The following is a 26003-nucleotide window of genomic DNA, read 5'->3' on the forward strand; positions in this document are numbered from 1 at the left end:
TCTAGCTCCCGAGGATGGTCCGCAGCGCCTCGACGACTCGGTCCTGGTCGGCATCGCTGAGGTCGACGAAGAGCGGCAACGATAGCTCTTCAGCGTAGAAGGACTCGGCGACGGGGCACATCCCACGGCGGTAGCCAAGCTCCTCGAAGGCCGGGTGCCAGTAGACCGGGATGTAGTTGACCTGCACGCCGATGCCGGCCTCGCGCAGCCGGTCGTACACCTCGCGGCGGCGGCCGTCGAGCACCCGGACGGGGTAGAGGTGACGCAGCGGGTCGACGCCCTCGCGCTGGGTCGGCAGCCGCAGCCCGGGCACGTCGGCGAGCAGCTCGTCGTAGCGCGCGGTGAGCTCCTGCCGGCGGGCCTTGAACGCGCCCAGCCGCTTGAGCTGGGAGCTGCCGAGGGCGCAGAGGATGTCGGGCAGGCGGTAGTTGAGGCCGAGCTCGTGCACCTCGTAGAACCAGCCGCCCTCGTCGGGCCGGCGCAGCTTGGCCGGGTCCTTCACCATGCCGACGTTGTGGAACGTGCGGGCACGCTCCAGCAGGTCGGGCCGGATCGAGGCGACGGCGCCGCCCTCGGCCGTGGTGAGGTTCTTCGTCGGGAAGAACGAGAAGGTGGTCAGGTCGGCGAGCGTGCCCACCGGCCGGCCGTGGAAACTCGACCCGATCGAGTGAGCGGCGTCGCCGATCAGCACCGCGCCCGCGCTCTCCGAGATCTTGCGGAGGGCGTCGTAGTCGGCGGGGTGGCCGGCGTAGTCGACGGCGGCGATCGCCTTGGTCTTGGCGGTGACCAGCGACTCGACCGAGGCCGGGTCGATGTTGGCGGTGTCGTCCTCGATGTCGGCGAAGACGACCTTGGCGCCGAGCATCATGGCGGTGGAGGCCGTGGCCACGAAGGTCATCGGGGTGGTGACCACCTCGTCGCCCGCGCCGACCCCGGCCGCCGCGTACGCCGTGTGCAGCGCCGTCGTGCCGTTGGTGACCGTGACGGCGGGCGCGCCCGCCGCGGCCTCGATGTCCGCCTCGAACTGCGCGACGCGCGGACCCGTCGTCAGCCAGTCGCTGCCGAGGGCGGCGACGACCGCCTCGGCGTCGGACTCGTCGATCGACTGCCGCCCGTAGGGCAGCATCAGTTCTCCTCGAGGAGGGCGCGCATGTCCTCGACCGAGAGCCAGAGGTCGTTGTTGTCCGAGCGGTAGTTGAAGCCGTCCTGGACTTCCTCGCCGCCGGCCGGGGTCTCGTAGCCCCAGCTCGCCACGACCGGCTGCACCACGTAGCGGTCGGGGAAGCGCAGCGTGCGGCGGCTGTCGTCGGCCGCGATCATCTCCTCGTGCAGCTTCTCGCCCGGGCGCACGCCGACCTCGTGGGTCGCCGAGTCGGGCGCGACGGCCTCGACCAGGTCGAGGATGCGCATGCTCGGGATGCGCGGCACGTAGAGCTCGCCGCCCTGCATGACGTCGAACGAGTCGACGACGAACTTCACGGCCTGGGGGAGCGTGATCCAGAAGCGGGTCATCCGCTTGTCGGTGATCGGCAGGCTCTTGCCCTCGGCGGCGAGGCGGCGGAACAGCGGGACGACCGAGCCGCGGCTGCCCATAACGTTTCCGTAACGAACCACCGAGAGGCGGGTCGGGTGGGTCGCCGCGTAGTGGTTGCCGGCGATGAAGAGCTTGTCGGCGACCAGCTTGGTGGCGCCGTACAGGTTGATCGGGCTCGACGCCTTGTCGGTGGAGAGCGCGACGACCTTCTTGACGCCCTTGTCGATCGCGGCGTCGATCACGTTCTGCGAGCCGTTGATGTTGGTCTCGACGAACTCCGACGGGTTGTACTCCGCGGTGTCGACCTGCTTGAGCGCGGCCGCGTGCACCACGTAGTCGACGCCGTGCATCGCGCGCTCCAGGCGCGCCTTGTCCCGGATGTCGCCCAGGAAGAAGCGCAGCCGCGGGTCATCGTTGAACATCTGCCGCAGCTCGTACTGCTTCAGCTCGTCCCGGGAGAACACGACGATCCGGTGCGGGTCGAGGTGGGTCAGGGCGTAGTTGAGGAACGCCTTGCCGAAGGAACCGGTGGCACCGGTGACCAGGATCGACGATCCGCTGAGTACAGACACTTGATTTTCTCCCGGGGGGTGGGACAAGGACGCGGTACGAGCCGGAAGCATAACCATCCGACCAGCCGATTCGTGGCGCAAGCTCAAACGATCACCGTAGTTCACCCTGTGTTCAGCTAGCATTGGCCCGGCCTTCATGGGCCACAGTCAGTTTTAGAATCCTCTGTCCACAGCCCCCTTGGAGTTACCCCGTGAGCGAACTGCAGAGACTGCGCGAGGCGTTCCGCACCGCACTGGACCTTCCGGCGGACGCCCCCGTGGACGACCTGCGGTACCAGGACAACGAGAAGTGGGACTCGCTCGCTCACATGTCGCTGGTGGCCACCATCGAGGACGAGTTCTCGGTGATGATTGACACAGACGACGTCATCAACATGTCGAGCTTCCAGGAAGCGATCAGCATCCTCGGTAAGTACGGGATCAACTTCAATGAGTGACCGGGCGGCCCTGGTCACAGGCGCCTCCCGTGGCATCGGCAAGGCGACCGCCACCAAGCTGGCGGAGCGCGGCTACGACCTGGTCCTGCACGGCCACGGCGCCGACGCGGTGGCCGCGGTCGCGGCCGAGCTGAGCGAGAAGTTCGGCGTCACCGCGCTGCACGCGCACGGTGACATCGCCGACCCGGCGACCAGCAAGGCCCTGATCCAGCTGGCGTTCCAGAGCTTCAAGCGCCTGGACGCGCTGGTGGTCAACGCCGGCACGCACGCCGCCGGCATGCTCGGCATGACCGACGACGCCACCATCGAGCGACTCTTCGCGGTGAACGCGGCCGGCGCCGTCTACACCCTGCGCGGCGCCGCCCGGCTGCTCGCCCGCGGCAAGGACCCGGCCGTCGTCCTGCTCTCGTCGATCACCGCGAGCCGCGGGATCGCCGGGCAGGCCGTCTACTCCGCGTCCAAGGGCGCCGTGGCGGCCCTGGCGCGGTCCGCGGCCAAGGAGCTCGGGCCGCAGGGCATCCGGGTCAACGCGGTCGAGCCGGGCTTCATCCGGACCGACATGCTCGACACCCTCGACGAGAAGGGCCGCGAGGAGCGCATCGGCGACACCGCGCTGCGGCGGCTCGGCGAGGCCGAGGACGTGGCCGACGTGATCGCCTTCCTTCTTTCCGACCAGGCCCGCTTCGTCACCGGTCAGGTGATCGGGGTCGACGGAGGACTCAAGCTGTGAACCTGTTCCACCCCGGTGCCCGCGTCGTCGACGCGGTCACCGGCGAGACGCTGACCGAGGAAATGATCGAGGCGGCGGCCGCCGTCCTGGCCGAGGAGCCCGGCGGGGTGGTCTTCCTGCCGATCGAGACGACCGTCGCGTCGATCGCCCGCTACCTGGCGGCGCTGCGGCTCGGCCGTCCGGTCGTGCTTCTCGACCCGGACGGCGACCACGGCGACCTGGTCGAGCGGTTCAGCACGACCGACGTGCACCCCGATCTGGCGCTGCTGCTGACCACCAGCGGGTCGACCGGCAACCCCAAGCTGGTCCGGCTCTCGGCGAGCGCCGTCGAGACGAACGCCGAGCAGATCGCGCAGGTGCTCGACATCACCGCCGAGTCGGTAGCGATCACCACGTTGCCGCTCTTCTACTCGTACGGCATGTCGGTCCTGAACTCGCACCTGCTGCGTGGCGCCACCGTCGTGCTGGAGCGCACCGGCATCATGCAGCGCGACTTCTGGAAGGCCGCGGTCGAGCACGGCGTCACCTCGATGGCGTTCGTCCCGTCGCAGTACGAGATGCTCCGCCGGCTGCGCTTCGACCCCGCGAAATACCCCACGCTGCGCAATCTCACCCAGGCCGGCGGCCGGCTGCGTGCCGAGCTGGTCACCGACTTCGCCCAGCGCATGGCATCCGTCGGCGGCCGGCTCTACGTGATGTACGGCCAGACCGAGGCCGCGCCGCGGATGACGACGCTGCCGCCGGACCGGCTCGCCGACAAGCTCGGCTCGGTCGGCCTCGCGCTGCCCGGCTCGCACTTCACGATCGAGGACGACGAGGTCGTCTTCCACGGCCCGAACGTGATGATGGGCTACGCCGACACCGCCGCCGACCTGGCCAAGGGCGACGAGCAGGGCGGCGTGCTGCGCACCGGCGACCTGGGCCGGCTCGACGACGAGGGCTTCCTGTTCATCACCGGCCGCATCAAGCGGATGGCCAAGGTCTTCGGGGTGCGGATCAACCTCGACGACGTCGAGAAGAACTTCCCGGTCGCGGCCGTGGCCGGCGACGACAGGCTCGAGGTCTTCGGGGTGGGCATTTCGGACGAGGAGGCCCGCACCCTGCGCACCAAGATCGCCGAGTGGCTCGGGACACACTTCACCGGCGTGAACGTGCGTAGTGTTGACGCGCTGCCGCTGTTGCCCAACGGCAAGACCGACTATCGGGCGTTGGAGTCGTCGCTGTGAGTGTCTTCACCCTCCCGCAGGCCGCGAAGGAGGAGGTCCTTCTCAAGGAGCTCTCCGCGCTGGTCGACCACCACCGGGAAAAGTGCGAGCCGTACGAGCGGATCCTCGCCGCGTCCGGCTACACGCCGGCGACCTCGATCGCCGGGCTGCCCTGGCTGCCCGTGCGGCTGTTCAAGAACCTCGAGCTCAAGAGCATCCCGGACGACGAGGTCTACAAGGTGCTGACCTCCAGCGGCACCACCGGCGAGGTCAGCAAGATCTACCTCGACAAGGAGGCGGCCGCCGAGCAGACCCGCCGCCTCGGCGCGACGGTGCAGAGCGTGCTCGGCCCCAAGCGGCTGCCGATGATCCTGGTCGACACCAAGGCCATGCTCAAGGACCGCAAGTCGTTCAGCGCCCGCGGCGCCGGCGTGCTCGGCATGTCCAACTTCGGGCGCAACCACGTCTGGGCGCTCGACAACGAGGGCCACGTCGACGTCCCGGCCCTGCGGGAGTTCCTGGAGAAGTACGGCGACGAGCCGTTCCTGATCTTCGGCTTCACCTACCTGGTCTGGCTGCACCTCTACGAGGTGGCCCGCGACAACGGCCTCGACCTCAGCAACGGCATCCTGATCCACTCGGGCGGCTGGAAGAAGCTGATCGACCAGGCCGTCTCGCCCGAGGAGTTCCGCGCCCGGCTGGCCGGCGTGGGGCTGACCCGGGTGCACAACTACTACGGCATGATCGAGCAGATCGGCACGGTCTTCCTCGAGGGCCCGTCCGGCGGCTCGCTCTACGCCCCCGACTTCGCCGACATCGTGATCCGCAACCCGCAGACGTGGGAGGAGCAGCCCGTCGGCGAGCCCGGCCTGATCGAGGTGATCAGCACGCTGCCCACCTCGTACCCGGGGCACATCATCCTCACCGAGGACCTCGGCGTGGTGCACGGCATCGACGACGGCGACTGGCCCGGCAAGCGCTTCTCGGTGCTCGGCCGGCTCCCGCGGGCCGAGGCCCGCGGCTGCTCCGACACCTACCGGGAGGCGGCGTGACCACGATCAGGTACAGGTTCGGCGCCGAGGGCGACCTCACCGCCCCCTCCGAGGACCGGCTCGCCGTCGGTGACCCGCGGGTCGTCGACTTCCTGGCCAAGCTGGCCCGCAAGCTGCTCGTGCCCGCCGTCGCGCGGCGTCACCCGGAGCTGGGCTCGCTCGGCTTCTTCCTGCGCCCCGCCGAGCTGCACCGCGTCGTCCAGCACATGCAGCACGAGGACGCGCTGGTCTTCCCGCGCGGCAACGTCTTCCACGTGCCGCCCGCGAACGTCGACACGATCTTCGTCTACTCGTGGGCGCTCTCCGCGCTGGCCGGCAACCACAACGTGGTGCGCATCTCGGAGCGCTCGGCCACCGCCGCCGACACGATCCTGGGCGCGCTCAACGAGGTTCTCGCCGACTCCGACCCGATCATCGGCCGCACCCAGCGGATGGTCACCTACGGCCGCGACGACGCCATCACCGGTGCCCTGAGCAAGTGGGCCGACCTGCGGGTCATCTGGGGCGGCGACAACACGGTCGAGGCGATCCGCAAGCACCCGCTGCGCCCGTCCGCGCGCGACCTGACCTTCCCCGACCGCACGTCGTGGGCGGCGCTGTCGGCGGCCGGCTGGCGCGCCGCCGAGCCCGCCAAGCGGCGCGAGGCCGTCGTCGGCTTCACCAACGACGCGTACTGGTTCGACCAGGCCGCCTGCTCCTCGCCGCGCACCGTGTTCATCGTCGGTGAGCAGACCCAGGACGTCCGTGAGGAGTTCATCGAGCTGCTGATCGAGGTCTCCGGCCAGCGCGGCTGGGAGATCGACGCCGCCATGGCGGTCGAGAAGAGGGTCAACGCGTACGGCCTCGCGGCCACCGGCGCGATCTCCTCGATGGAGTTCCCGGCCAACTCGGTCACCGCGATGTCGCTGGTCACCGTGCCGGACGCGCCGCGGCGCTGGATCGGCGCGGGCGCGTTCCCGTTCGCCGAGGTCGGCTCGCTGCTCGACCTGGTGCCGGCGATGAACCGCCAGGACCAGACGTTCAGCCACTTCGGCTTCGGCGCCGAGGAGCTGCGCGAGTTCGGCCTCGCGCTGGGCGGCCGCGGCGTCGACCGGATCGTGCCGTTCGGCCAGGCGCTCACGTTCGGCTCCCTCTGGGACGGCTACGACCTGCCGCGCGAATTCACCCGGTTGACGACGCTCGTCCAGTGACGGCCGCTACGTCCAGCCGCGTGACCTTGCCCGGCTGATTACGCTCGCCGTGTGACAGCTGTTCTCGAGACCGCCGGACCCCCGGCGGTCTCGACTCGTTCCCGCCGCTTTTCCCCGGTCCGGGCGCTGCCCTGGCTCCTCCCGGCGGCGGCGCTGGTGTTCGCGCTGCTCGACACCGGCGTCTCCGGCAACGACATCGCGCTCTACGCGGCCTACTTCGCCCTCGACGTGGTGCTGCCCGGCACGCTGGTGCACCGCCTGGTGCGCGGCAGCCGGGGCAACCTGCCGGAGGACCTCGGCCTCGGCGCCGCCACCGGCATGCTGCTGTTGCTGGGCGGATGGGCGCTGGCGGCCGCGGTCGACCGTTTCCCGCTGCTGCCGTGGTGGCCCGCGCTGATCGTGGCGCCGTTCCTGGTCGTGCCGCGCCTGCACCGCCACTGGCGGGTGAGCGACCCGCGGCCGCTGCCGGCGCTCTGGTCGTGGATCGTGGCGGGCGGGCTGGTCCTGCTGGTCGTCGTGGTCTATCCCGACTGGGTGCGCACGCCGCTGCCGCCGGCCGGCGGTGCGCCCTACCAGGACCTGCTCTACCACCTCGCGCTCGTGCACGAGATGACCCGGGCGATGCCGTTCCAGGTGCCCCAGGTGGCCGGCGAGGCGTTGCATTACCACTACCTCTCCGACGCGGACGTCGCCGCCGGCAGCATGATCACCGGCATCGACCCGGCGGTGGTGCTGCTCCGCCTCTGGTTCGTGCCGGTCGCCGGCGTCGCGTTGCTGGTGTGCGCCGCGCTGGCCCGCGAGCTCAGCGGCCGGTGGTGGGCCGGCGCGGGCGGCGGGGTCGCGGCGATCCTCAGCTTCCCACTGCTGCTCGGCAGCCCGGTGACCCCGATCGGCGTCATCCCGATCAGCTACGTCAGCCCCTCGCAGACGTACGTGCTGGGGCTCCTCGGTCTTCTGATCCTCTTCGCCGTCGACGTGCTGCGCGGCCGCGCCCTGCGCTGGGGGTGGCTGCTGGTCTTCCCGCTCGCCCTGGCCGTCGCCGGGTCGAAGTCCAGCGCCCTGCCGCCGTTCCTCGCGGGGCTGGCCGCGGCCCTGTTGATCGTGCTGATCCGCGAGCGGCGGCGGCTGCTGCCCGTGCTGGGGCTCTTCGGCCTGGTGCTGGCCGCGGTGGTGGTGGGCTTCCGGCTCTTCGCGGGCGGCGGCGCCGGCACGCTCGCGTTCCAGCCGCTGGCGATCCTCTACTGGGTGGCGCCCTATCGGCAGACCCTCGGCCGCGAGGACACCATCGAGGTCCAGTACGGGGTGGAGCACGCGGGCCTGGCCGGCGGCGCCTTCCTGGCCGGGCTGCTCGTCTGGTGGGCCGTGATGCAGGCGCCGCGCCTGCTCGGGGTGGCCGCGGTCGGCCTCGGCCGCACCCGCCGCGAACCGGCCGCGTGGCTGCTGGCCGGCATGATCTGCGCGGGGGCGGGCGCCGCCTTCCTGCTGTGGCACCCGTCGGCCAGCCAGAACTACTTCTTCCTCTGCGCGGTGCCGTTCGGCACGGTGCTCACCGCCTGGCTCCTCGCCGACCAGGCGCGCAGCCTGCGCCCGGTGGTGGCCGGCGCGATCGCCGGCGGGCTGTGGGCCGTGATCGCCCCGCGGGTGTCGCCGCCCCGGCCGCCGACGCAGGCGGGCTGGCTGCGGGCGCTGGCCGAGCCGCTGCTGCTGACCGCCGCGGTCGCCGCCGTGGTGGCCGTGGCCGCGCTGTTGCTGTGGTGGCGCCGCACCGGCCGGGTCGCGTGGCGGGCGCTGTTCCCCGCGCTGATCGCGGCGGTGCTGACGGCCGGCGTCGCGGGCGGCGCCGTGCAGCAGGCTCGCGAGGTCGCGGGCGCGATCAGGTGGCAGAACGCGCCGCACCGCGCCGCGCAGCAGCGCACGGTGATCCTGCCGGAGGAGATGGCGGCCGCCGCCTGGCTCGACCATCACGCCGGCCGCTACGACCTCGTCGCCACCAACGTGCACTGCCGCCCGATCAGCGGCGTGCCGGACTGCGACGCCCGGGCGTTCTGGGTCGCCGGGCTGGGCGGCCGCCGCACCCTCGTCGAGAGCTGGGGCTACACCGACGCGGCCGTCGCCGCCGACGGCGTGAACGGCAAGCGGTACATGTACCAGCCCGCTCCCGACCAGGCGGCGTTCCAGCTCAACCAGCGCGTCTTCGCGTGGGGCCGGCCCGAGGACGTGGCCGAGCTGCGCCGCCGGTACCACGTGACATGGCTCTTCGGTGACGAACGTGCCGCCGGGGGCGTCTCGCCGCACCTGTCCGCCGTGGCGACGCTGCGCTATCGATCCGGGCCGGTGAGCATTTATCAACTACCGTGACGGTAGGGCCAGCCCTACCATGCAGACGGCGGTCAGCGGGATCGGAACAGGGGGCGCCGATGCCTAGCGTCGAAGACATGACGACGTATGCCTCTCCCGCGCCTGCGCCAGCACCCGCCACCCGGCTCCTGCGCCGGATCGGCATCGACACGCAGTACGTCCTGCTCGGCTTCCCGATCGGCCTGGTGACCGTGACGGTCTGCATGACCGGGTTCTTCACCGGAGTCGGCCTCGTGGCCATCTGGATCGGCCTGCCGCTGCTGGTCGGCACGCTGATGGTCGCCCGGGGCTTCGCGGCCGTCGAGCGCGCCCGCATCGGGCCGGTCTTCGGTCACAAGATCCCGCATCCGGCGTACAAGAAGAACCAGGGCGGTGACCTGCTGCGCCGCACCTTCACGCCGTTCACCGACGGCCAGTCGTGGCTCGACCTGCTGCACGGGATGTTCCGCTTCATCCCCAGCACGATCGCGTTCAGCTTCGTGCTCACCTGGTGGATCGGCGCGCTCAGCGGCCTCACCGTCCCGCTGTGGGACTGGGCGATCCCGCGCGGGCCGGACAACCAGGACCTGCCCGAGCTGCTCGGCATGGGCGACGCCACCAGCACCCGGCTCATCTTCTACTTCGCGATCGGCGTCTTCTTCGCCGGCACGCTCTACCCGGTGGTGCGCGGCGCCGCGCTGATGGAGGCCTGGTTCGCCCGCGGCCTGCTCTGCGGCGTCAACGAGCTGCGCGAGCAGGTCACCCAGGCGAACGCGGCCCGCGACGTCGCCCAGGCGCAGAAGGCCGCCGCCGTCTCGGCCGAGGCCACCGCGCTGCGCCGGCTCGAGCGCGACATCCACGACGGCCCGCAGCAGCGGCTGGTCCGCCTCGCGATGGACCTCGGCCGCGCCGAGCAGCAGTTCGCCACCGACCCCGAGGCGGCGCGGGCCACCGTGGCCGAGGCGCTGGCGCAGACCCGCGAGACGCTCGACGAGCTGCGCGCCCTCTCCCGCGGCATCGCCCCGCCGATCCTGGTCGACCGCGGCCTCCAGGCGGCGCTCACCGCCCTCGCCGGCCGCTGCACCGTCCCGGTCGATCTGGACGCGCCGGTCGCCGAGCGGCTCGATCCGGTCGTCGAGTCGACCGCCTACTTCGTGGTCGCCGAGGCGCTGACGAACGTGGCGAAGCACAGCCACGCCAGCGAGGTGCAGGTCACCGTCAAGCGCAACCAGGCCGGCCTGCTCGTCTCGGTGATCGACGACGGCGTGGGCGGCGCCAGCCTGGCCAAGGGGCACGGCCTCGCCGGCCTGGCCGACCGGGTGCAGGCCGCGGGCGGCGTGCTCGACGTGACGAGCCCGTCGACGGGTGGAACGCAGCTCACGGCGGCCCTGCCCCTCTAGGGGAACTGTCATCTGACAGCATGGCGGCATGCGGGTGGTGATTGCCGACGACGCGGTGCTGTTGCGCGAGGGTCTTGTGAGGCTCGTCGAGGAGAACGGCCACACGGTGGTGGCGGCCGTCGGCGACGGGCCTTCCCTCGTGTCCGCCATCGCCGAGCACAAGCCCGACGTGTCCATCGTGGACGTGCGCATGCCGCCCTCGCACACCGACGAGGGCCTGCGGGCCGCGGTCGAGGCGCGCGGCCTGGTCGCCGGCACGCCGATCCTGGTGCTCTCCCAATACGTCGAGGTGTCCTACGCCGACGACCTGCTGGCCGACCGCATGGGCGCGGTCGGCTATCTGCTCAAGGACCGCGTGTCCCAGGTCGCCGAGTTCCTCGACGCGCTGGCGCGGGTGGCCGGCGGCGGCACGGTGCTCGACCCCGAGGTGGTCAGCCAGCTGCTGGTGCGCCGCCGCCGCGACGACCCGCTGCGCACGCTCACCCCGCGCGAGCGCGAGGTGCTGGGCCTGATGGCCGAGGGCATGTCCAACACGGCCATCGCCCGCAAGATGGTCGTCACCGACGGCGCGGTCGAGAAGCACGTGCGCAACATTTTCACCAAGCTGCGCCTCCACCAGGACGACGAGCAGCACCGCCGGGTGATGGCGGTGCTGGCCTACCTGCAGGGGTAGGGCTGGCCCTACCCCGAAGACGGGGGTCAAGGGGATCGATCGGTGTTCTCCCAGCTCATAGCGTTTCCCTCATGAATGCCAGGGGGAATGTGAAGGGAATCGCGGCTCGTGCCGCGCTGTGGAGCGCCCGCCATCGGACGCTCGCGATCCTGGGGTGGATCGCTTTCGTGATCGGCGTGACCGTCCTCGCCGGACAGTATTCGACGATCGAGGCGACCGGCTCCGACCAGGGCCACGGCGAGTCGAAGAAGGCCGACAAGATCGTCGAGGCGGCCGGCTTCCCGGTGGAGCCGGCGCGCGAGATGGTGATCGTCCAGAACCGCGCGGACACCGACCGGGCCGCCGCCCTGTCCGACCTGACCGCGGCGCTGAAGAAGACCGCGAACGTGGTGGACGTGCAGCCGGCGATCCAGTCGCCCGACGGCCGCTCCTCGCTGATCACCTTCGGCATCTCCGGCGACCCGGAGACGGCCGCCGACCGGGTCGGGCCGTCCCTCGACACGGTCGCCTCGGTGGCGAAGGAGCACCCCGGCCTGTACATCGGCCAGGGCGGCAACGCGAGCGGTGACAAGCTCATCGGCGAGGACCTCGACAAGGGCCTGCACACGCTGTCGCTGCTGTCGATCCCGGTCACGCTCGGCATCCTGCTGATCGCCTTCGGCGCGGTGGTGGCCGCGTTCCTGCCGGTCCTGCTGGCCGTGATGGCAGTGGTCGCCGCGATCGGGCTCCTCGCCTTCGCGAGCCGCCTCGCCCCGACGGTCGACACCACCATGCACGTGATGCTGCTGGTCGGCCTGGCGGTCGGCGTCGACTACTGCCTCTTCTACATCCGCCGCGAACGCGACGAGCGGCGCAACGGCGCCGACCCGCACCGGGCCCTGGTGATCGCCGCGCAGACGTCCGGCCGCTCCATCTGGATCTCCGGCCTCACCGTGATCGTGGCGATGGCCGGCATGTTCCTCACCTACGACGCGACGTTCACCAGCTTTGCGATCGGCACGATCCTGGTGGTCGCGACCGCCGTGCTCGGCTCGCTGACCGTGCTGCCGGCGCTGCTCTCGGCCCTCGGCGACAAGGTCGACGCCATCAAGATTCCCGGCCTCTACCGCAAGCGCAGCGACGGCCGGGTGTGGAACGCCTTCCTCGGCGTGGTGCTCGCCAAGCCGCTGATCTCGGCGGTGCTCGCGGTGGCCGCCCTGGGCGCGCTCGCCTGGCCGGCGCTCGACCTGAAGACCAAGGGCGAGGGCCTCGAGGACCTGCCGCCGGACGCGGCGATCGTCCAGGCGTACAAGGCCGTCCAGGAGGCCTTCCCCAGCGAGATCTCCCCGGCCGAGGTGGTCCTCCAGGGCCCCGTCGACCGGCAGAAGGTCGCCGCCTTCGAGAAGGCGGTCTCGGCGAGCGACGGCCGGCTCGTCGGCCCGGTCGACGTGCGGGTCAACCCGGCCGGGACGGTCACCGTGGTGTCCGTCGGCCTGAAGGACAAGGACGCGCTCCCGGTGCTGCGCGAGGACGTGGTGCCGGCGACCTTCGGCGCGGATGCCCTGGTCACCGGCGAGGCGGCGGGGGAGGCCGACTTCAACGCCCGCCTCGAGTCGAGCCTGCCGTGGGTGTTCGGCTTCGTCCTCGGCCTGGCGTTCCTGCTGCTGCTCGTGTCGTTCCGCTCGGTCGTCGTCGCGATCACCGGGGTGGTGCTCAACCTGCTGTCGGTGGCCGCCGCGTACGGCATGCTGGTCTACGTCTTCCAGTACGGCCACTTCGAGAGCGTGCTCGACTTCCACGCGGCCGAGGGCATCGTCAACTGGATGCCGCTGTTCCTGTTCATCATCCTGTTCGGACTGTCGATGGACTACCACGTCTTCGTGCTGAGCCGCATCCGCGAGGGCCACGACCGGGGCCTGCCGACCCGCCAGGCGGTGCGTGAGGGCATCGGCCGCACGGCCGGCGTCATCACCAGCGCGGCGGTGGTGATGGTGGCGGTGTTCGCGCTCTTCGCCACCCTGCCGCTGGCCTCGACGAAGCAGCTCGGCATCGGCCTGGCCGCCGCCGTCCTGCTGGACGCCACGATCATCCGCGCGGTCCTGCTGCCGGCCGTGATGGCCCTGCTCGGCGAGAAGAACTGGTGGCTGCCGCGCTGGCTGGGCTGGCTGCCGCAGATCGCCCACGAGCCGCCGTCGGCCCCGCCGGCCCACGACCGGGACCGCGAGCTGATCTCGGCCTGACCTCCGCGCAGACAGGCGGCGCCGCTCCACCGGGAGCGGCGCCGCCTGGCGCGTCACCTGCCGGCCGTCGCGCCGCGGGTCCGAAGGGCTCGGGCCAGGGCGGGAATCATCACCGCCGCGGCGACGAGGTGCAGCGCGACGAGGGCTGCCACGGTGGCGGGGTCCGCTCCGGCGAGGAAAGGCGGGATCAGCGAGACGGCGGTCAGCGACGCCGCGGTCGCCACGAAACGCTCGGCGGGGCGAGCGCTCCAGCGCAGAAGGCCGACGGCGATGACGACGCCCACGACCGAGAAGAAGCCGGTCACCACGGCGACCCCGGCCACCGGGATCGTCTCGCCGCCGTCGGGGATCTCGAAGTCGACGCCGAGGGCCCGGGCAAGGGCGGCGGCGACCGTGGTGGCCGCCGTCGCCGCGAGCGTGGCGGCGAGGCCGATGCCGGCGAGGCCGCGGATCGGGTGGGCGTGGCCGGTGCGGGTTCCGGTGTGCTGCGTGCTGCTCATGCCGGTCCTCCGTCCCTACTCCGTGCCGTCCGCGGGCAGGCGCTCGGGCAGGCCGAACCGGGGGAACCGGTCGGCGTGGAAGGTGGTGATCTCGGAGATCGCCCCGCCGGTGATGCGCAGGACGTCGATGGTCAGCGGCAGGTAGGCGCCCTCGCGCTCGCGCCAGTGGTAGTAGGCGACGGCAGGCTGCCGGTTCGCCGAGGTGGGCACGGCGCGCAGGCCGGTCATGCCCTCGAAGCCGCTCTCGACCCAGTAGGTCACCACCGCGTCGCGCCCCGCGTACAGGCCCGGGGTGGGCGGCATCGAGGTGCGGATGTCGTCGCGCACCATCGCGGCGAGCGCCGGGATGTCGGTGGCCACGCTCGCGTCGGTGTAGCGGCGCACGAGATCGCGCGTCGTGGCGTCGTCCTCGCCGCCGGTCCAGTCCTGGCGCTCGGCGGGCAGGTGCTCGCGCATGCCGGCGCGGGCCCGCTGGAGGGCGCTGTTGACCGAGTTGACCGAGTCGCCGAGCAGGTCCGCGACGTCCTTCGCCGGCCAGCCGAGCAGGTCCCGCAGGATCAGCACGGCCCGCGGGCGCGGCGCGAGATGCTGGACCGCGACCACGTACGCCAGCTCGATGGTCTCCCGCGCGACGGCGACCGCCTCCGGCTCGTCCGCGTCGTCCGCGGGCAGCTCGTCGAGCAGCCGGTCCGGGTAGGGCTGGAGCCACAGCACCTCGCCGCCGGTCGCGGGCTCGGGGCGGCTCTTGGCCAACAGGTCCAGGCAGGCGTTGGTGGCGATGCGGTAGAGCCAGGCCCGGAACGTCGACCGTCCCTCGAAGGTCTCCCGCCGCCGCCAGGCGCGCAGGAACGTCTCCTGCACGGTATCCTCGGCGTCCTCGAACGACCCGAGCATGCGGTAGCAGTGCACATGCAGCTCTCGCCGGTGGCGCTCCGCCATCCCGGCGAAGGCGGGCTCCTCCAGAGTGCTCACGTCCATCACGTCATCCTTCCGCCTCGTCATGTCCTGTCCTAGGTGTGACGGCCACGGGCGGAAGAACTCATCACGCGGGGTGCAGAAGCAGCTCCGAGCCGACGGCGCGGTATCCGGCCGCCTGGAAGGTGCGGACGCTGCGGGCGTTGCCCGGTGACTGCTGCGACCAGAGCCACGCGCCGGGCGGGACGAGGTGGCGCGCGGCGGTGGCCAGCAGGCGGCCGAGGCCGTGGTGCCGGGCCGCCTCGTCGACCTCGATGGAGACCTCCCATCGGCCGGCGACGCCGTGGCCCAGGGTGACGATGCCGCCGTCGGCGCGCCACGCCCGGACGTGGTCGCGGCGGGCACGCGCGCTGCGTACCCGGGAATGATCTTGATCGAGGGGAAGGAGCGGGAGGGGCGGCGGGCCGGGCAGGGCCGGTGCGACGGTGAGCAGGTCGATCGTGTCGGTCCGGCGGGCCGTGCGGCCGAGCAGGGCGGACAGGAAGGCGGGGTGCATGGTCGCGGCCAGGGGGTCGGACTCGACGGTGGCGAGGGTGGCCCGGATCCAGGCGGGATCCTCGTCGAGGAAGATCACGGAGTGCGCGGTGAAGGCCAGCACGCCGGCGTCGCGCTTGCTCGGCTGGGGGACGACGGTGACGCCGCCGTTCTGGGGCGGGAAGTAGCCGTCGGCCGCGGCTTCGAGAATTGTCGCGAGGTCCACCCGTTCATTGTGCGAGCGCGAGGCCCGCGCGCTCACCGTGCGAGCGCGATGGCTATGCGCCCATGTGGGCGAGCAGGCGGCCGAGCAGGGCGGCCGTGAGACCGGCGACGATGCTGGCGAGGGCGTACACCAGCGCGCGGTGCGGGCGGTCGGAGCGGGCCAGCGTGAGCGTCTCCCAGCTGAACGTGGAATAGGTGGTCAGCGCGCCGCAGAAACCCGTGCCGAGCACCGCGGCCAGGGTGGGCGAGACGGGCAGGCCGAGGAGGAAGCCGAGCAGGAACGAGCCGGTCACGTTCGCGGCGAGCGTGCCGAGCGGGAAGCCCGACCGGGACCGCAGGGCCTTGTCGGCGAGGTAGCGCAACGGCGCGCCTACCGCCGCACCGGCGGCGATCAGGAGGACAGTGGTCATCGCGGCACCCGTTCGGCCAGCAGGGTCGCTGCCCAGACCGCGAGCAGCGCGCCGGCCAGCGTGGTGAGCAGATAGAGGACGCCGGTCACGGTCGGCGCGGTGAGGACGTCGGTCATGGCGGTGGAGAACGTCGTGTAACCGCCGAGCACGCCGGTGCCGAGGAACGGGCGGAGCAGCCGTTGCCGCGGGCGGTAGCGGCCGAGCCAGACGTAGAGGAGGCCGATCAGGAAGCAGCCGGACACGTTGATCGTCCAGACCGCCCAGGGAAAGCCGCCGGCGTGATGCGGCCAGGCCTGGGTGAGGCCGTACCGGGCGAGCGCGCCGAGCACGCCACCGAGAGAGATCACCGCGAGGACCACGCTTCATGATCTCAAGAAAGGTGGCCGGAGCAGGCGTGGCGGCGCCCACTCCGGCCGGTCTCGCGTGTCCACTGTAGGCGATGATCTTGCGGGCCGCCGGGCGAGCGGGGCCCGCGGCGCAAACGGTGATGTGTGACACAGGTGATAGGCTCGGCCGGCCGAAGCCGCGTTATGCGGCCAGGACCATGAGGGGCGGTAACGGACAATCCGGCCGCTGGATCGCTTATGGTCCTAGAGTCGCGGCGGAATGCCGCCCCTGCGATCGGGGTGGTAACTAACCTTGAATGGTACCTTTCGGCGTCGACGTGACGGGCCGAGACCACGGCGCACAGCAGCTGAGTCACGCCCCCGCGACCCCCGACGAACTGGTCGCCTCTGGGCCGGCCGCTGCAACAGAGAGGTCTGAGTGATGTCGGAGCGCGCTTCCGCACTGCTCCCCACCGATGGCACGGACTTCGCCGCCGCATTGACCGCGCCGCCGGTGACCAACCTACGGCGTCTCGGCGGAGAGATGTTCAACTGGACCGATCTGGACGAGCAACACGGGCCGGCCCTGCCGCGCGGCGCCGTCCTGCGGCACATCCTCCGCGAGCACGCCGGCCCCGGCCGCAGCGTGCTGATCGCCGGCCCTCACTCCGAGGAGATCGTCACCGCCCTCGCCGACAGCGGCGCGGCCGTCACCTGGCTGCTGCGCTCGCTGCGCGACGCCGAGCGGGCCGCCGCCGGCCACCCGAGCGTCACGGTGCTCGGCGGCGCGGTGGTCAAGCTCGACCCGGCCGCCACGTTCGACCTCGTGGTCGCCGTCGACGGCGTGGGCCGGCTCAACTCCGCCGAGGGCGAGCAGTTGTCCGCGGGCGAGCTGATCGACCGGCTCGCCTCGGCCGTGGCCGCAGACGGCGCGCTGGTCCTGCTGCACGACAACAACTTCGGCCTGCACCACACCGTGCGGCTCGAGCCCGGCGCCCGCGAGCGCCAGGACTCCGCGTGGTACCCGGTGGACGAGCACGACGCGCACCGGCCGGCCTCGCGCGAGCAGCTGATCACCCGCCTGGGCGACGCCGGCCTCACGGCCACCTCGTCCTACGCGGCCTTTCCGGAGCCGGCCGTCCCGACCGTCCTGGTCGGCGAGGGACTGCTCGGCGAGGTCGGCTCGCCGCTGCGGCCCCGGCTCGGCACGGTGCTCTCCCAGGCGTACGCGGCCGGCTTCCGCAACCGCCCGGTGCTCAGCGACCCGCGCCGGCTGATCAACCGCGCCGTGCGCGCCGGCGCCGAGAGCGCGGTGGCCGCGGCCTGGCTGGTCGTCGCGCGCGCGTCCGCCACGGCGCCCGCGGTCCCCGGTCACCAGCTGCTCGTCGGCGATCCGCGAGGCACCTTCGTCTATGAGGTGGCCCCGGTCGACGGCGAGGTCCGCACGACAGTGCTCCAGCCGATCGAGGGCACCGTCGAGCGCTACGGCCTGCGCCGGGTCAGCGAGCCCCTCGCGTCCGGCGCCGACCGCGGCTACGTGCTCGAGGAGCGCCTGCTCCACCTGGCGGCGACCGACGACCTGCGCCAGCTCCGCGTCGAGCTCGCGCAGTACGACGCGTGGCTGCGCGCCCAGGCGCGCGACGGCTTCCTGACCGGCCCGGCCGCGCTCGCCGGCTTCGCGGACGTCTTCGTCACCCCGCACGGGCCGGCGCTGCTGCCGACCCGCTGGGAGCCGATCGAGCCGGTCGCGCTCGAGACGGCCGAGGTCCGGGCGTTCTGGGCGTTCGCCGTCCAGCTCATCACCTCGGGCCAGCCGCACCCGTGGCCGATCACCTCGCACGCCGTCGACCTGACCGCCACCCTGCTCGGCATGGCCGGCCAGGGCGTCGACGCCCACGAGATCCGCCGCGCCGTCGACCTTCAGGTCACCGTCGAGGCCGCGGACTTCGATCTGAGCCTCGACGCGCAGCACGACCGCCGGCTCCAGCTGCTCTCGGTGTCGCCGGGCACGGCCCAGGTCGACGTGCAGGGCTTCCGCGAGCTCACCGAGGCGCTCTGGCGCCAGCGCTACGAGGCAAGCCATCTGCTGGCGATGATGGAGTGGACCGAGCAGATGATCAAGTCGCGTGACCTGGCGGTCAGCAAGATGGACTGGGAGGTTCAGTTCTACAAGAAGAGCTGGGCCGGCCGGGTCCTCATGGTGGCGCGGGCCGGTTACAAGGTCGTGGGCCGTGACGGCCGCAAGGTCCTCGGCAAGCTGCGACGGCGAGGACAGTAGGAAAAAAGGGGGCCCCGAGGGGCCCCCTTCTTCGTCTCAGGTCAGATCAGGTCCCAGGTGAGCGGCGTGCCCTTGGCCGCGTCCTGGGTGAAGGTCCGCCCGATCACCGTGCGGATCGCGTCGGGCTCGAGGCCGCCGGTCGGGCGGATCGAGCGCACGTTCTCCTCGGTCACCGGGTCGCCGGCCTTCACGTCGGTCACCACGTAGAGCGACCGGCGGAACCGCAGGCCCTCCTTCTCGGCCTCGGTCGGGCCGATGTGGGTGGTGCCCAGCGCCTCCCAGGCCCGCTCCGACTCGATCCGCAGCGCCTTGAGCTCGGCGGGCTCCAGCGAGAACGCCGAGTCGACGCCGCCGTCCTCGCGGTCGAGGGTGATGTGCTTCTCGATCAGGCACGCGCCGAACGAGACGGCCGCGATCGGCACGCCGATGCCCAGCGTGTGGTCGCTGAGGCCGATCGGGAGCTCGAGCATCTGCGCCAGCACCGGGATCCGGCGCAGGTTGGTGTACTGCGGCGGGGCAGGGTACGACGCGGTGCAGCTCAGCACGGTGACGTCGGTGGCGCCGGCGCCCTGCGCGGCCTCGACCGCGGCGGCGATCTCCTTCACCGAGGCCATGCCGGTCGAGATGATGATCGGCTTGCCGGTGCTCGCGGCCATCCGGATCAGCGGCAGGTCGGTGATCTCCGAGGACGCGATCTTGTACATCGGCGCGTCGAGCTTCTCGAGCAGCTCGATCGCCGTGCGGTCGAACGGGCTGGAGAACGGCGTCAGGCCGCGCTCGCGGGCCCGCTCGAAGATCGGCTGGTGCCAGTCCCACGGGGTGTGCGCCCGCTCGTACAGGTCGTAGAGGTAGGCCTCCGACCACAGCTCGTGGCCCTTGGAGATCTGGAACCGCGGGTGCTTCACGTCCACGGTCATGGTGTCCGCCGTGTACGTCTGGATCTTGATAGCGTCCGCGCCGTTGTCGGCCGCCGCGTCGACCAGCGCCAGCGCCCGGTCGAGAGAGCCGTTGTGGTTACCCGACATCTCCGCGACGATGTACGGCCGCTTGTCGGGCCCGAACTTAGTCATTACTTCCCTCTCTCAGTCCAGACGACCGTCTTCGGAACCCCGTCGACCAGTCGTTCGTAGCGCCGCGTCTCCTTGAAACCGAACCGCCGGTGCAACGCCAGCACCTGCTTGTTCTCTTCCAGGGTCTCGCCGCCCAGCGTTTCGAGTCCCAGTGTGCCGAACGCGTAGTCGACGGCCTCCTTCTCCAGCCGCATCCACGCGGCGAGCTGCCGGTCGCCCAGGCCCTCGGTGTCCAGGTAGAAGGACCACGTGTTGCCGTCGAAGATGACGACCCCGCACGGCACGCCGCGATCGTCCTCGTAGATCAGCACGTTCTGCCAGCGCTTCTCCCACCAGGCAGCGTGCTCCTCCGGCTTGATCTCGTGGGTGGTCAGGCTGACCGCCCGCACCGACGGGTGGTTCCGCCAGGGCAGGATCAGGTCGCGTTCGGCATAGGTCGCGGGTCGCAGCACAGTGTCAAAGTATGGCCGCCCCGGCAAGCCCGCCGCCGGGGACCTAGGTCACAGCGCGATTCCTCACCCCTGGGCGGGACCGGCCGATCGGACCGAGCATGTTCGGGCTGTCCGGCCGGTTACTCCGCGCCAACGCTTCACTGCTCGTCGTCACGATCATCGGGGTCGGGGTGAACGCGATCAGCCCCGTGATCCCGTGGCCGCTGCTCTGGCTGCCCGGCATCGCCGGCGCCGGGCTGCTCGCGGCCGAGTGCGGGCGCACGGCGCGGGCCGAGCACCTGCCACCGCCGATCCGCCGGTTCTGGCGGCACCTCTGGGCGGCGAGCACCCTGGTCGGCCTCGGCGTGACCGCCCAGGTCGTGTACGTGTACGGCGCCGCCGACCCGGCCTCGATGCAGATGGGCACCGGGCAGATGGTCTTCGACGGCCTGGCGATCCTGCTGGTCATGTACGCCCTGATCCGGCTGCCGTTCGGCATGCGGACCCGGGGCGACACCTTCCGCCTGGTGCTCGACGCCGGCACGGTGATGCTGGCGTGCGCCGTCTTCGTGTGGCACTTCTCGGCCCGGTTCGCGATCCATCAGACCGACCCGGTGCTGATCTACGTCTCGCTCGCGCTGAGCGTGCTCGCCCTGCTCGCGGTCTTCGCGGTGGCGAAGTTCCTCCTGGCCAGCCAGGCCCTGTTCGACCGGGTGGCGCTCCAGATGATCGCGGTGGCGGTCCTGATCAGCGCCGTCGGCCCCGTCGTGCGCCCGCTGTTCATGGCGCTCGACCCGCACATGTACCCCGACATCATCAACATGCCGGCGGTCTACCTGTTCGTCGCGCTCGCCGCCGAGCGGCAGCGCGCCGTCTCGTACGGCCCGCGCCGCGGCGCCAAGCCGGACCGGCGGCGCACGTTCAGCGTCCTGCCGTACGTCGCGGTGGCCGCCGTGGACGGCCTGCTGCTCGCGATCACCTGGCCGGCGTCGAGCGCCGACCGCCGCATCGTGGTGTCCAGCGCCGTGGCGCTCACCGCGCTCGTGGTGATCCGGCAGATCACCGCGTTCCGCGACAACGGGCGCCTGCTGCGCCGCCTCGACCACGGCGCCACCCACGACGCGCTCACCCAGCTGCCCAACCGGGTGCTCTTCCACGAGCGGCTCGACAAGGCCCTGACCAGCCCCGGCGACCGGCCGGTGGCGGTCGCGCTGATCGACCTGGACGACTTCAAGGAGGTCAACGACACCCTCGGCCACGAGGTGGGCGACCTCCTGCTGATCGCGGTGGCCGGCCGCCTCGACGGCTGCCTGCGCGCCGAGGACACGGTGGCCCGGCTGGGCGGCGACGAGTTCGTGGTGGTCCTGGACGGCGCCGACCCGGCCGCGGCCGACCTGGCGGCCGAGCGCATGATGCGGGCGCTCCGCGAGCCGGTGCTGGCCGACGGCCACGAGCTGCCGATCCGCGCCAGCATCGGCATCGCGGACGGCCGCAGCGGCGACGACCCGAGCCTGCTGCTGCGCCGGGCGGACATCGCCATGTACAAGGCGAAGGCGCTGCCCGGCACGGCGGCCCTGCACTACGACGAGGGCATGGCGGCGAGCGACCAGTCGTACCTGGGCGCGGAGCTGCGCGAGGCCATCCGCGACGACCAGCTCTTCCTGCTCTACCAGCCGATCGTCTCGCTGGCCGACGGCCGGGTGCTGGGCGCGGAGGCCCTGGTGCGCTGGGCGCACCCGGTGCACGGCACGCTCGCGCCGGACACCTTCATCCCGGTCGCCGAGCGCACCGGCCTGATCGTGCCGCTGGGCCGCTGGGTGCTGCGCCGGGCCGTGCGCGAGCTGGCCGGCTGGGACACGGACATCGTGCTCAACGTCAACATCTCGGCGCGCGACCTGCGCGAGCCAGGGTTCGCCTTCTACGTGGGTGCGCTGCTCGACGCGTACGAGATCTCGGGCTCTCGCATCGCGCTGGAGGTCACGGAGTCGATGCCGATCGACCCGGCCGCGTCCGAGAGCACCCTGGCCGGGCTGCGGGCCCTGGGGGTGCGCGTCTCGCTCGACGACTTCGGCACCGGGGCGTCGACGCTCGCGATGCTGCACGACGTCCCCGTCGACGAGGTCAAGCTCGACCGGACGTTCACCCAGGCGGTACCGAGCGAGCGCGCGCCCGTGGCCGCCGCGGTGCTCCAGGTGGCGGGCGCTCTGGGCCTGCACGCCGTGGCCGAGGGCGTCGAGACCCGCGACCAGGCCGATCGCCTGCGGGCCCTGGGCTACGCGGCGGCTCAGGGCTTCCTCTTCGGCCGTCCGATGCCCGCCGCGGACTTCGGCCGGATGCTCGAGAGGGACGCCCTGACGGCCTCGGCGTGATTGGGCGGGTCCGTGCCGGGTACATCCAGCGGCGTAGGCAGATGTCCCCCGGAGGTAACCATGGCTACCGAAGACAAGATCAACAACAAGTCGGAAGAGCTGACCGGCAAGGTCAAGGAGGGCGTCGGCAAGGCCACGGACGACGAGCGCCTCGAGGCCGAGGGCAAGGCCGACCAGTCCAGCTCCAAGCTCAAGCAGGCCGGCGAGAACATCAAGGACGCCTTCAAGTCCTGACCGGGTATCCGGCGAAGCGGGTGGCCGTGGCGGCCGCCCGCTTCGCGCTTGGCGGGTGACAATGCTCGGCATGCGGGAGCGGCCGGAGGGCGTCGGGGACGATCTGCTCGCCGAGGAGCTGGCCGCCGGCTGGGGCATCCGGGCCCGGAGCGTCGACTACCTGCCGGTGGGCGCCGGGGGATACCACTGGTCGGTGGAGGGCGCCTGGTTCGTCACGGTCGCCGAGTGGTCGGCCGGGCTCGAACAAGCACTGCGCACGGCCGCCGAGCTGGCGTCCGAGCTCGACTTCGTCGTGGCCCCCGTGCCCACCGGGGACGGAGCCGTCGTGCGGCGGCTGGCGGACCGCTACGCCTTGTCCGTCTATCCCCTGCTCGCGGGCACGGCCGGATCGTTCGGCCCGCACCGCGACGAGGACCGGGACGCCGTCCTGGACCTGCTGATCAGGCTGCACGCCACCCGTGCCGCGAGTGCCCCGCGCGCCGACCTGGTGTTGCCCGGGCGCGACCAGTTGCACGCCGGCCCGCGCGGCCCGTGGGCCGGTGGCCCCTACGCGGAGCCCGCCCGGCGCCTCCTGGCGGAGCATGCCGGAAGCGTCGCCGAGCGGCTGGCCCGCTTCGACGCCCTGGCCGGCGCCCTGCCACCGCCGCGGGACTGGGTCGTGACGCACGGCGAGCCCCATCCGGGCAACATCCTGTGGACCGCGGAGGGGCTGCGCCTGATCGACTGGGACACGGTGCAGGTGGCCCCGGCGGAGCGCGACATCTGGATGCTCACCGGCGCCGAGTCGCGCTACGAGCGGGTGACCGGCCGCCGGGTCAGCGAGGCGGCCGTCGAGTTCTACCGCCTCTGGTGGACCCTGGCCGACATCGCCGGCTACACGGCGGACCTGCGCGGCCCGCACACCGAGGGCCCGGACGCCGCCGCGGCCCTCAGGCATCTCGCCGCCAACCTGGAGGCCCGCTGACCGGCTCGGCGCTCTACTCGCACTCCATGGGCGGGACGTCGGTGGGGAAGAGCAGGTCGTCGAGGGCCACCTGGGTCAGCGGCTCGGCGAAGTAGTAGCCCTGGCCCAGCTCGCAGTTGCCGCCGGCGAGCGAGGTCAGCTGGCCGGCGTGCTCGATGCCCTCCGCGATGGTGGAGAGTTGCAGCGCGTGGCCGAGCTGGATGATGCCGTGGGTGAGCGCGGCCGCCGTGGGCTCGTCGACGACGTCGTCCACGAAGGACTTGTCGATCTTGATGATGTCGATCGGGAACTGGCGCAGATAGGCCAGGGACGAGTAGCCCGTGCCGAAGTCGTCGATGGCCAGCCGGACGCCGAGCCGCTTGATCTCGTTGAGCCGTTCCAGGGTCGCCGGGCGGTGCTCCACCAGGAGCGACTCGGTCAGCTCCAGGATGAGCCGGTCCGGCCGCATGCCCGCCGTCTCCAGCGCGCTGTGCACCACCTGCGGCAGCGTCGTCTGGTCGAGCTGCACCGCCGAGATGTTGACGCTCACCGACAGCGGCGGCCCCAGCCGGCGGCGGTTCCACTCGGCCACCCGCTGGGTCGCCTCGCGCAGGACCCACTCGCCGATCGGGACGATGAGCCCGGTCTCCTCGGCCAGCGGGATGAACTCCATCGGCGGGACCACACCCCGGTCCGGGTGCTGCCACCGGATCAGCGCCTCGACGCCGGTGATCTCGCCGGTGTGCAAGTGGACGATGGGCTGGTAGCGCAGCTCGAACTCGTGGCGCAGGACCGCCCGGCGCAGGTCCGCCTCCAACTCGATGTTGGCCTGGAACGCCGCGCGCATGGCCGGCTCGAAGACCTCGTACCGGTCCTTGCCGTGCTTCTTCGCCTGGTACATCGCCAGGTCGGCGTGGACCATCAGCTCCGACGCGTCGTGCTCGCCCGGCCCGCTGAACGCGATGCCGATGCTGGAGCTGACGAACGTCTCGGTGCCCGCCAGGTCGAACGGGTGCCGCAGCGCGTCGAGGATGCGCTCGGCCACCGGAACGGCCTCGTCCGTGCCCCGCAGGCCGGGAAGCAGGACCGCGAACTCGTCACCACCCAGGCGGGCCGCCGTGTCACCGTCGCGCAGGCACGCCTGCACGCGCTCGGCGACCCGGGTGAGCAGGGTGTCTCCCGCCGCGTGCCCGAGCGAGTCGTTGACCACCTTGAAGCGGTCGAGGTCGACGAACAGGACCGCGCCGCCCAGGCCGTTAGGGCCGAGCGACTCCTCCATCCTCGTCTGGAACAGCGCCCTCGTCGCCAGGCCGGTCAGCGAGTCCAGGTACGCCCTGCTCATCTGCTCCTGGGTGCGGGCGTCCGTCAGCGCGAGGCTCACGTGCTCGGCGAACGCCGTCACGATGTCGCGCGCCGCCTTGTCCCAGTCGCGGCGGGAGGTGTACGTGCCCACCGCGATCGCGCCGACCGACTTGTCGCCCTCGTGCACCGGCACGGCCATGATCGACTGAAGGTGTACCGCCGTCAGGGCCGGTAGCGCTATCGGCGACGTGGTGTAGTCCTCCACGGCGACCAGCTCGTCGCCCAGGGTCGCGAGTCCCGCCACCCCGCCGGCGGCCACCGCCACGCGCTGGAGCTGCGCCCGCACCTCCGGGGCGACCCCCACGGCGGCCACCAGGCTGCCCAGCTGCGGATCGTCGCGCTCGACCAGGCTGATCGACACCATGTCGACGCCGAGCAGGTCGCGCAGCGCGGCGGTGACCAGGTCGAAGGTCTCCGGCACGGGCCGGCGGCGGCCGATGGCCCGCTGCACCCCGGCCAGCTCGGAGAAGACGCGGCGGCCCTGGTCGAGGTAGCCGAGCAGACGGCCGTTCTCCTCGGCGTAGCGGCGCTCGGACTCGGTGATGTAGAGCGACTGGAGGCACAGTTCGAGGACGCGCGCCATGCCGCGCAGCAGGGTGATCTCCTCGGCGGTGAAGGGCGCGCCGGCCCGGCCGAGCACGAGGACGCCCGGCGCGGGACCGCCGATCGTCGCGTGGGTGACCGCGTGCCGGCCCGCGCCGAGGTCGAGGGTGGTCCGGCGGCCGGCGGCGACCTCGGCCACCGCGTACGCGGGCACCTCATCGGCCGCGAGGCCGATGGCGGCCACCACCCCGTCGTCGATCATCAGCACCGCGACGTCGGCGCCGAGCGCGCGGGCGGCGCACTCGACGGCAGCGTATTGCGCGGCCGGACCGGCGGGCCGGTCCGCGACCGCGGACAGGAACTCTGTCAGTTGCTCCGTCGCTAGCACGGGACTCTTGTCGTCCGGGCACGGCCGGACTTGAGGGGAACGCCCGAGCGCACATGGCCGGGCACGACGCGGTCATGATTTCGACCGAAACGGTCAGATGTTTTGCCGGAATTGTCCGACTAGAAA

23 protein-coding genes are annotated in these 26003 nt (G+C 71.9%); 13 read left to right on the top strand and 10 right to left on the bottom strand.

The window, feature by feature from the left end; translation table 11 throughout:
* Position 1: 1 nt before the first annotated feature.
* The gene (locus Ade02nite_RS43480) at positions 2 to 1126 is read right to left on the bottom strand and encodes a DegT/DnrJ/EryC1/StrS family aminotransferase (RefSeq protein WP_203776964.1); all 1125 of its coding nucleotides are present in this window, start codon (positions 1124 to 1126) and stop codon (positions 2 to 4) included.
* On the bottom strand, positions 1126 to 2106 hold the full coding sequence (gene pseB, locus Ade02nite_RS43485) for a UDP-N-acetylglucosamine 4,6-dehydratase (inverting) (RefSeq protein WP_239169478.1): 981 nt from the start codon (positions 2104 to 2106) through the stop codon (positions 1126 to 1128). Before pseB ends, Ade02nite_RS43480 begins: the two co-directional genes overlap by 1 nt.
* A gap of 191 nt (positions 2107 to 2297) precedes the next feature.
* On the opposite strand from pseB, the gene Ade02nite_RS43490 reads away from it, so the two are divergent.
* The 9 genes from Ade02nite_RS43490 to Ade02nite_RS43530 all read left to right on the top strand — a co-directional run bounded on the left by Ade02nite_RS43490 (position 2298) and on the right by Ade02nite_RS43530 (position 13349).
* A complete protein-coding gene (locus Ade02nite_RS43490) occupies positions 2298 to 2543 on the top strand; it encodes an acyl carrier protein (protein ID WP_097328818.1) in 246 nt (81 codons plus the stop codon).
* Positions 2536 to 3273, top strand: coding sequence for an SDR family NAD(P)-dependent oxidoreductase (locus Ade02nite_RS43495; protein WP_203776966.1), 738 nt, complete (start codon positions 2536 to 2538; stop codon positions 3271 to 3273). Before Ade02nite_RS43490 ends, Ade02nite_RS43495 begins: the two co-directional genes overlap by 8 nt.
* Positions 3270 to 4499, top strand: a complete 1230-nt coding sequence (locus Ade02nite_RS43500; protein WP_239169479.1) for an AMP-binding protein — start codon at positions 3270 to 3272, stop codon at positions 4497 to 4499. The genes Ade02nite_RS43495 and Ade02nite_RS43500 overlap by 4 nt, the downstream gene beginning before the upstream one ends.
* On the top strand, positions 4496 to 5530 hold the full coding sequence (locus tag Ade02nite_RS43505; protein WP_203776968.1) for a LuxE/PaaK family acyltransferase: 1035 nt from the start codon (positions 4496 to 4498) through the stop codon (positions 5528 to 5530). Before Ade02nite_RS43500 ends, Ade02nite_RS43505 begins: the two co-directional genes overlap by 4 nt.
* Complete coding sequence (locus Ade02nite_RS43510) at positions 5527 to 6720, top strand: acyl-CoA reductase (protein ID WP_203776970.1); 1194 nt, start codon at positions 5527 to 5529, stop codon at positions 6718 to 6720. The genes Ade02nite_RS43505 and Ade02nite_RS43510 overlap by 4 nt, the downstream gene beginning before the upstream one ends.
* Before the next feature lie 51 nt (positions 6721 to 6771).
* Complete coding sequence (locus Ade02nite_RS43515; protein ID WP_203776972.1) at positions 6772 to 9078, top strand: hypothetical protein; 2307 nt, start codon at positions 6772 to 6774, stop codon at positions 9076 to 9078.
* Between the two features lie 77 nt (positions 9079 to 9155).
* A complete protein-coding gene (locus tag Ade02nite_RS43520) occupies positions 9156 to 10457 on the top strand; it encodes a sensor histidine kinase (protein ID WP_203776974.1) in 1302 nt (433 codons plus the stop codon).
* A gap of 28 nt (positions 10458 to 10485) precedes the next feature.
* Positions 10486 to 11130: a response regulator gene (locus tag Ade02nite_RS43525; RefSeq protein ID WP_203776976.1), complete on the top strand. Its 645-nt coding sequence runs from the start codon at positions 10486 to 10488 to the stop codon at positions 11128 to 11130.
* Between the two features lie 71 nt (positions 11131 to 11201).
* On the top strand, positions 11202 to 13349 hold the full coding sequence (locus tag Ade02nite_RS43530) for an MMPL family transporter (protein WP_203776978.1): 2148 nt from the start codon (positions 11202 to 11204) through the stop codon (positions 13347 to 13349).
* Positions 13350 to 13402: 53 nt separating this feature from the next.
* Here Ade02nite_RS43530 and Ade02nite_RS43535 read toward each other — a convergent pair whose 3' ends face one another.
* From Ade02nite_RS43535 to Ade02nite_RS43555, 5 genes are read right to left on the bottom strand one after another with little or no spacing between them, the layout of a single operon-like run.
* Positions 13403 to 13849 (bottom strand): DUF6069 family protein, encoded by a 447-nt coding sequence (locus tag Ade02nite_RS43535; protein ID WP_203776980.1) that lies wholly within the window; start codon positions 13847 to 13849, stop codon positions 13403 to 13405.
* A gap of 15 nt (positions 13850 to 13864) precedes the next feature.
* Entirely contained in the window at positions 13865 to 14851 is a 987-nt protein-coding gene (locus Ade02nite_RS43540; RefSeq protein ID WP_203776982.1) for an RNA polymerase subunit sigma-70, read from the bottom strand.
* A 40-nt stretch (positions 14852 to 14891) separates the two neighbouring features.
* On the bottom strand, positions 14892 to 15524 hold the full coding sequence (locus Ade02nite_RS43545) for a GNAT family N-acetyltransferase (RefSeq protein ID WP_203776984.1): 633 nt from the start codon (positions 15522 to 15524) through the stop codon (positions 14892 to 14894).
* Between the two features lie 52 nt (positions 15525 to 15576).
* On the bottom strand, positions 15577 to 15933 hold the full coding sequence (gene crcB, locus Ade02nite_RS43550) for a fluoride efflux transporter CrcB (RefSeq protein ID WP_203776986.1): 357 nt from the start codon (positions 15931 to 15933) through the stop codon (positions 15577 to 15579).
* On the bottom strand, positions 15930 to 16280 hold the full coding sequence (locus Ade02nite_RS43555; RefSeq protein ID WP_239169481.1) for a fluoride efflux transporter FluC: 351 nt from the start codon (positions 16278 to 16280) through the stop codon (positions 15930 to 15932). Before Ade02nite_RS43555 ends, crcB begins: the two co-directional genes overlap by 4 nt.
* Before the next feature lie 421 nt (positions 16281 to 16701).
* Between Ade02nite_RS43555 and Ade02nite_RS43560 the strand changes: the two genes are divergently transcribed.
* The gene (locus Ade02nite_RS43560; protein ID WP_203776990.1) at positions 16702 to 18537 is read left to right on the top strand and encodes an amino acid adenylation domain-containing protein; all 1836 of its coding nucleotides are present in this window, start codon (positions 16702 to 16704) and stop codon (positions 18535 to 18537) included.
* Positions 18538 to 18578: 41 nt separating this feature from the next.
* Here the strand turns inward: Ade02nite_RS43560 and pseI are convergent, their stop codons facing one another.
* Positions 18579 to 19607 (bottom strand): pseudaminic acid synthase, encoded by a 1029-nt coding sequence (pseI, locus tag Ade02nite_RS43565; RefSeq protein WP_203776992.1) that lies wholly within the window; start codon positions 19605 to 19607, stop codon positions 18579 to 18581.
* On the bottom strand, positions 19607 to 20059 hold the full coding sequence (locus Ade02nite_RS43570) for a GNAT family N-acetyltransferase (RefSeq protein ID WP_203776994.1): 453 nt from the start codon (positions 20057 to 20059) through the stop codon (positions 19607 to 19609). Before Ade02nite_RS43570 ends, pseI begins: the two co-directional genes overlap by 1 nt.
* 98 nt (positions 20060 to 20157) lie before the next feature.
* Between Ade02nite_RS43570 and Ade02nite_RS43575 the strand changes: the two genes are divergently transcribed.
* The 3 genes from Ade02nite_RS43575 (at position 20158) to Ade02nite_RS43585 (ending at position 23605) form a co-directional block, all read left to right on the top strand.
* Positions 20158 to 22407: a putative bifunctional diguanylate cyclase/phosphodiesterase gene (locus tag Ade02nite_RS43575; RefSeq protein WP_203776996.1), complete on the top strand. Its 2250-nt coding sequence runs from the start codon at positions 20158 to 20160 to the stop codon at positions 22405 to 22407.
* Between the two features lie 60 nt (positions 22408 to 22467).
* Entirely contained in the window at positions 22468 to 22641 is a 174-nt protein-coding gene (locus tag Ade02nite_RS43580) for a CsbD family protein (RefSeq protein ID WP_203776998.1), read from the top strand.
* A gap of 70 nt (positions 22642 to 22711) precedes the next feature.
* A complete protein-coding gene (locus tag Ade02nite_RS43585; protein ID WP_239169482.1) occupies positions 22712 to 23605 on the top strand; it encodes a phosphotransferase enzyme family protein in 894 nt (297 codons plus the stop codon).
* 13 nt (positions 23606 to 23618) lie between these two features.
* Here the strand turns inward: Ade02nite_RS43585 and Ade02nite_RS43590 are convergent, their stop codons facing one another.
* On the bottom strand, positions 23619 to 25877 hold the full coding sequence (locus Ade02nite_RS43590; RefSeq protein ID WP_203777000.1) for a putative bifunctional diguanylate cyclase/phosphodiesterase: 2259 nt from the start codon (positions 25875 to 25877) through the stop codon (positions 23619 to 23621).
* Between the last annotated feature and the right edge of the window lie 126 nt (positions 25878 to 26003).

This window comes from Paractinoplanes deccanensis (genome assembly GCF_016862115.1).
In the GTDB taxonomy this organism is placed as follows: domain Bacteria; phylum Actinomycetota; class Actinomycetes; order Mycobacteriales; family Micromonosporaceae; genus Actinoplanes; species Actinoplanes deccanensis.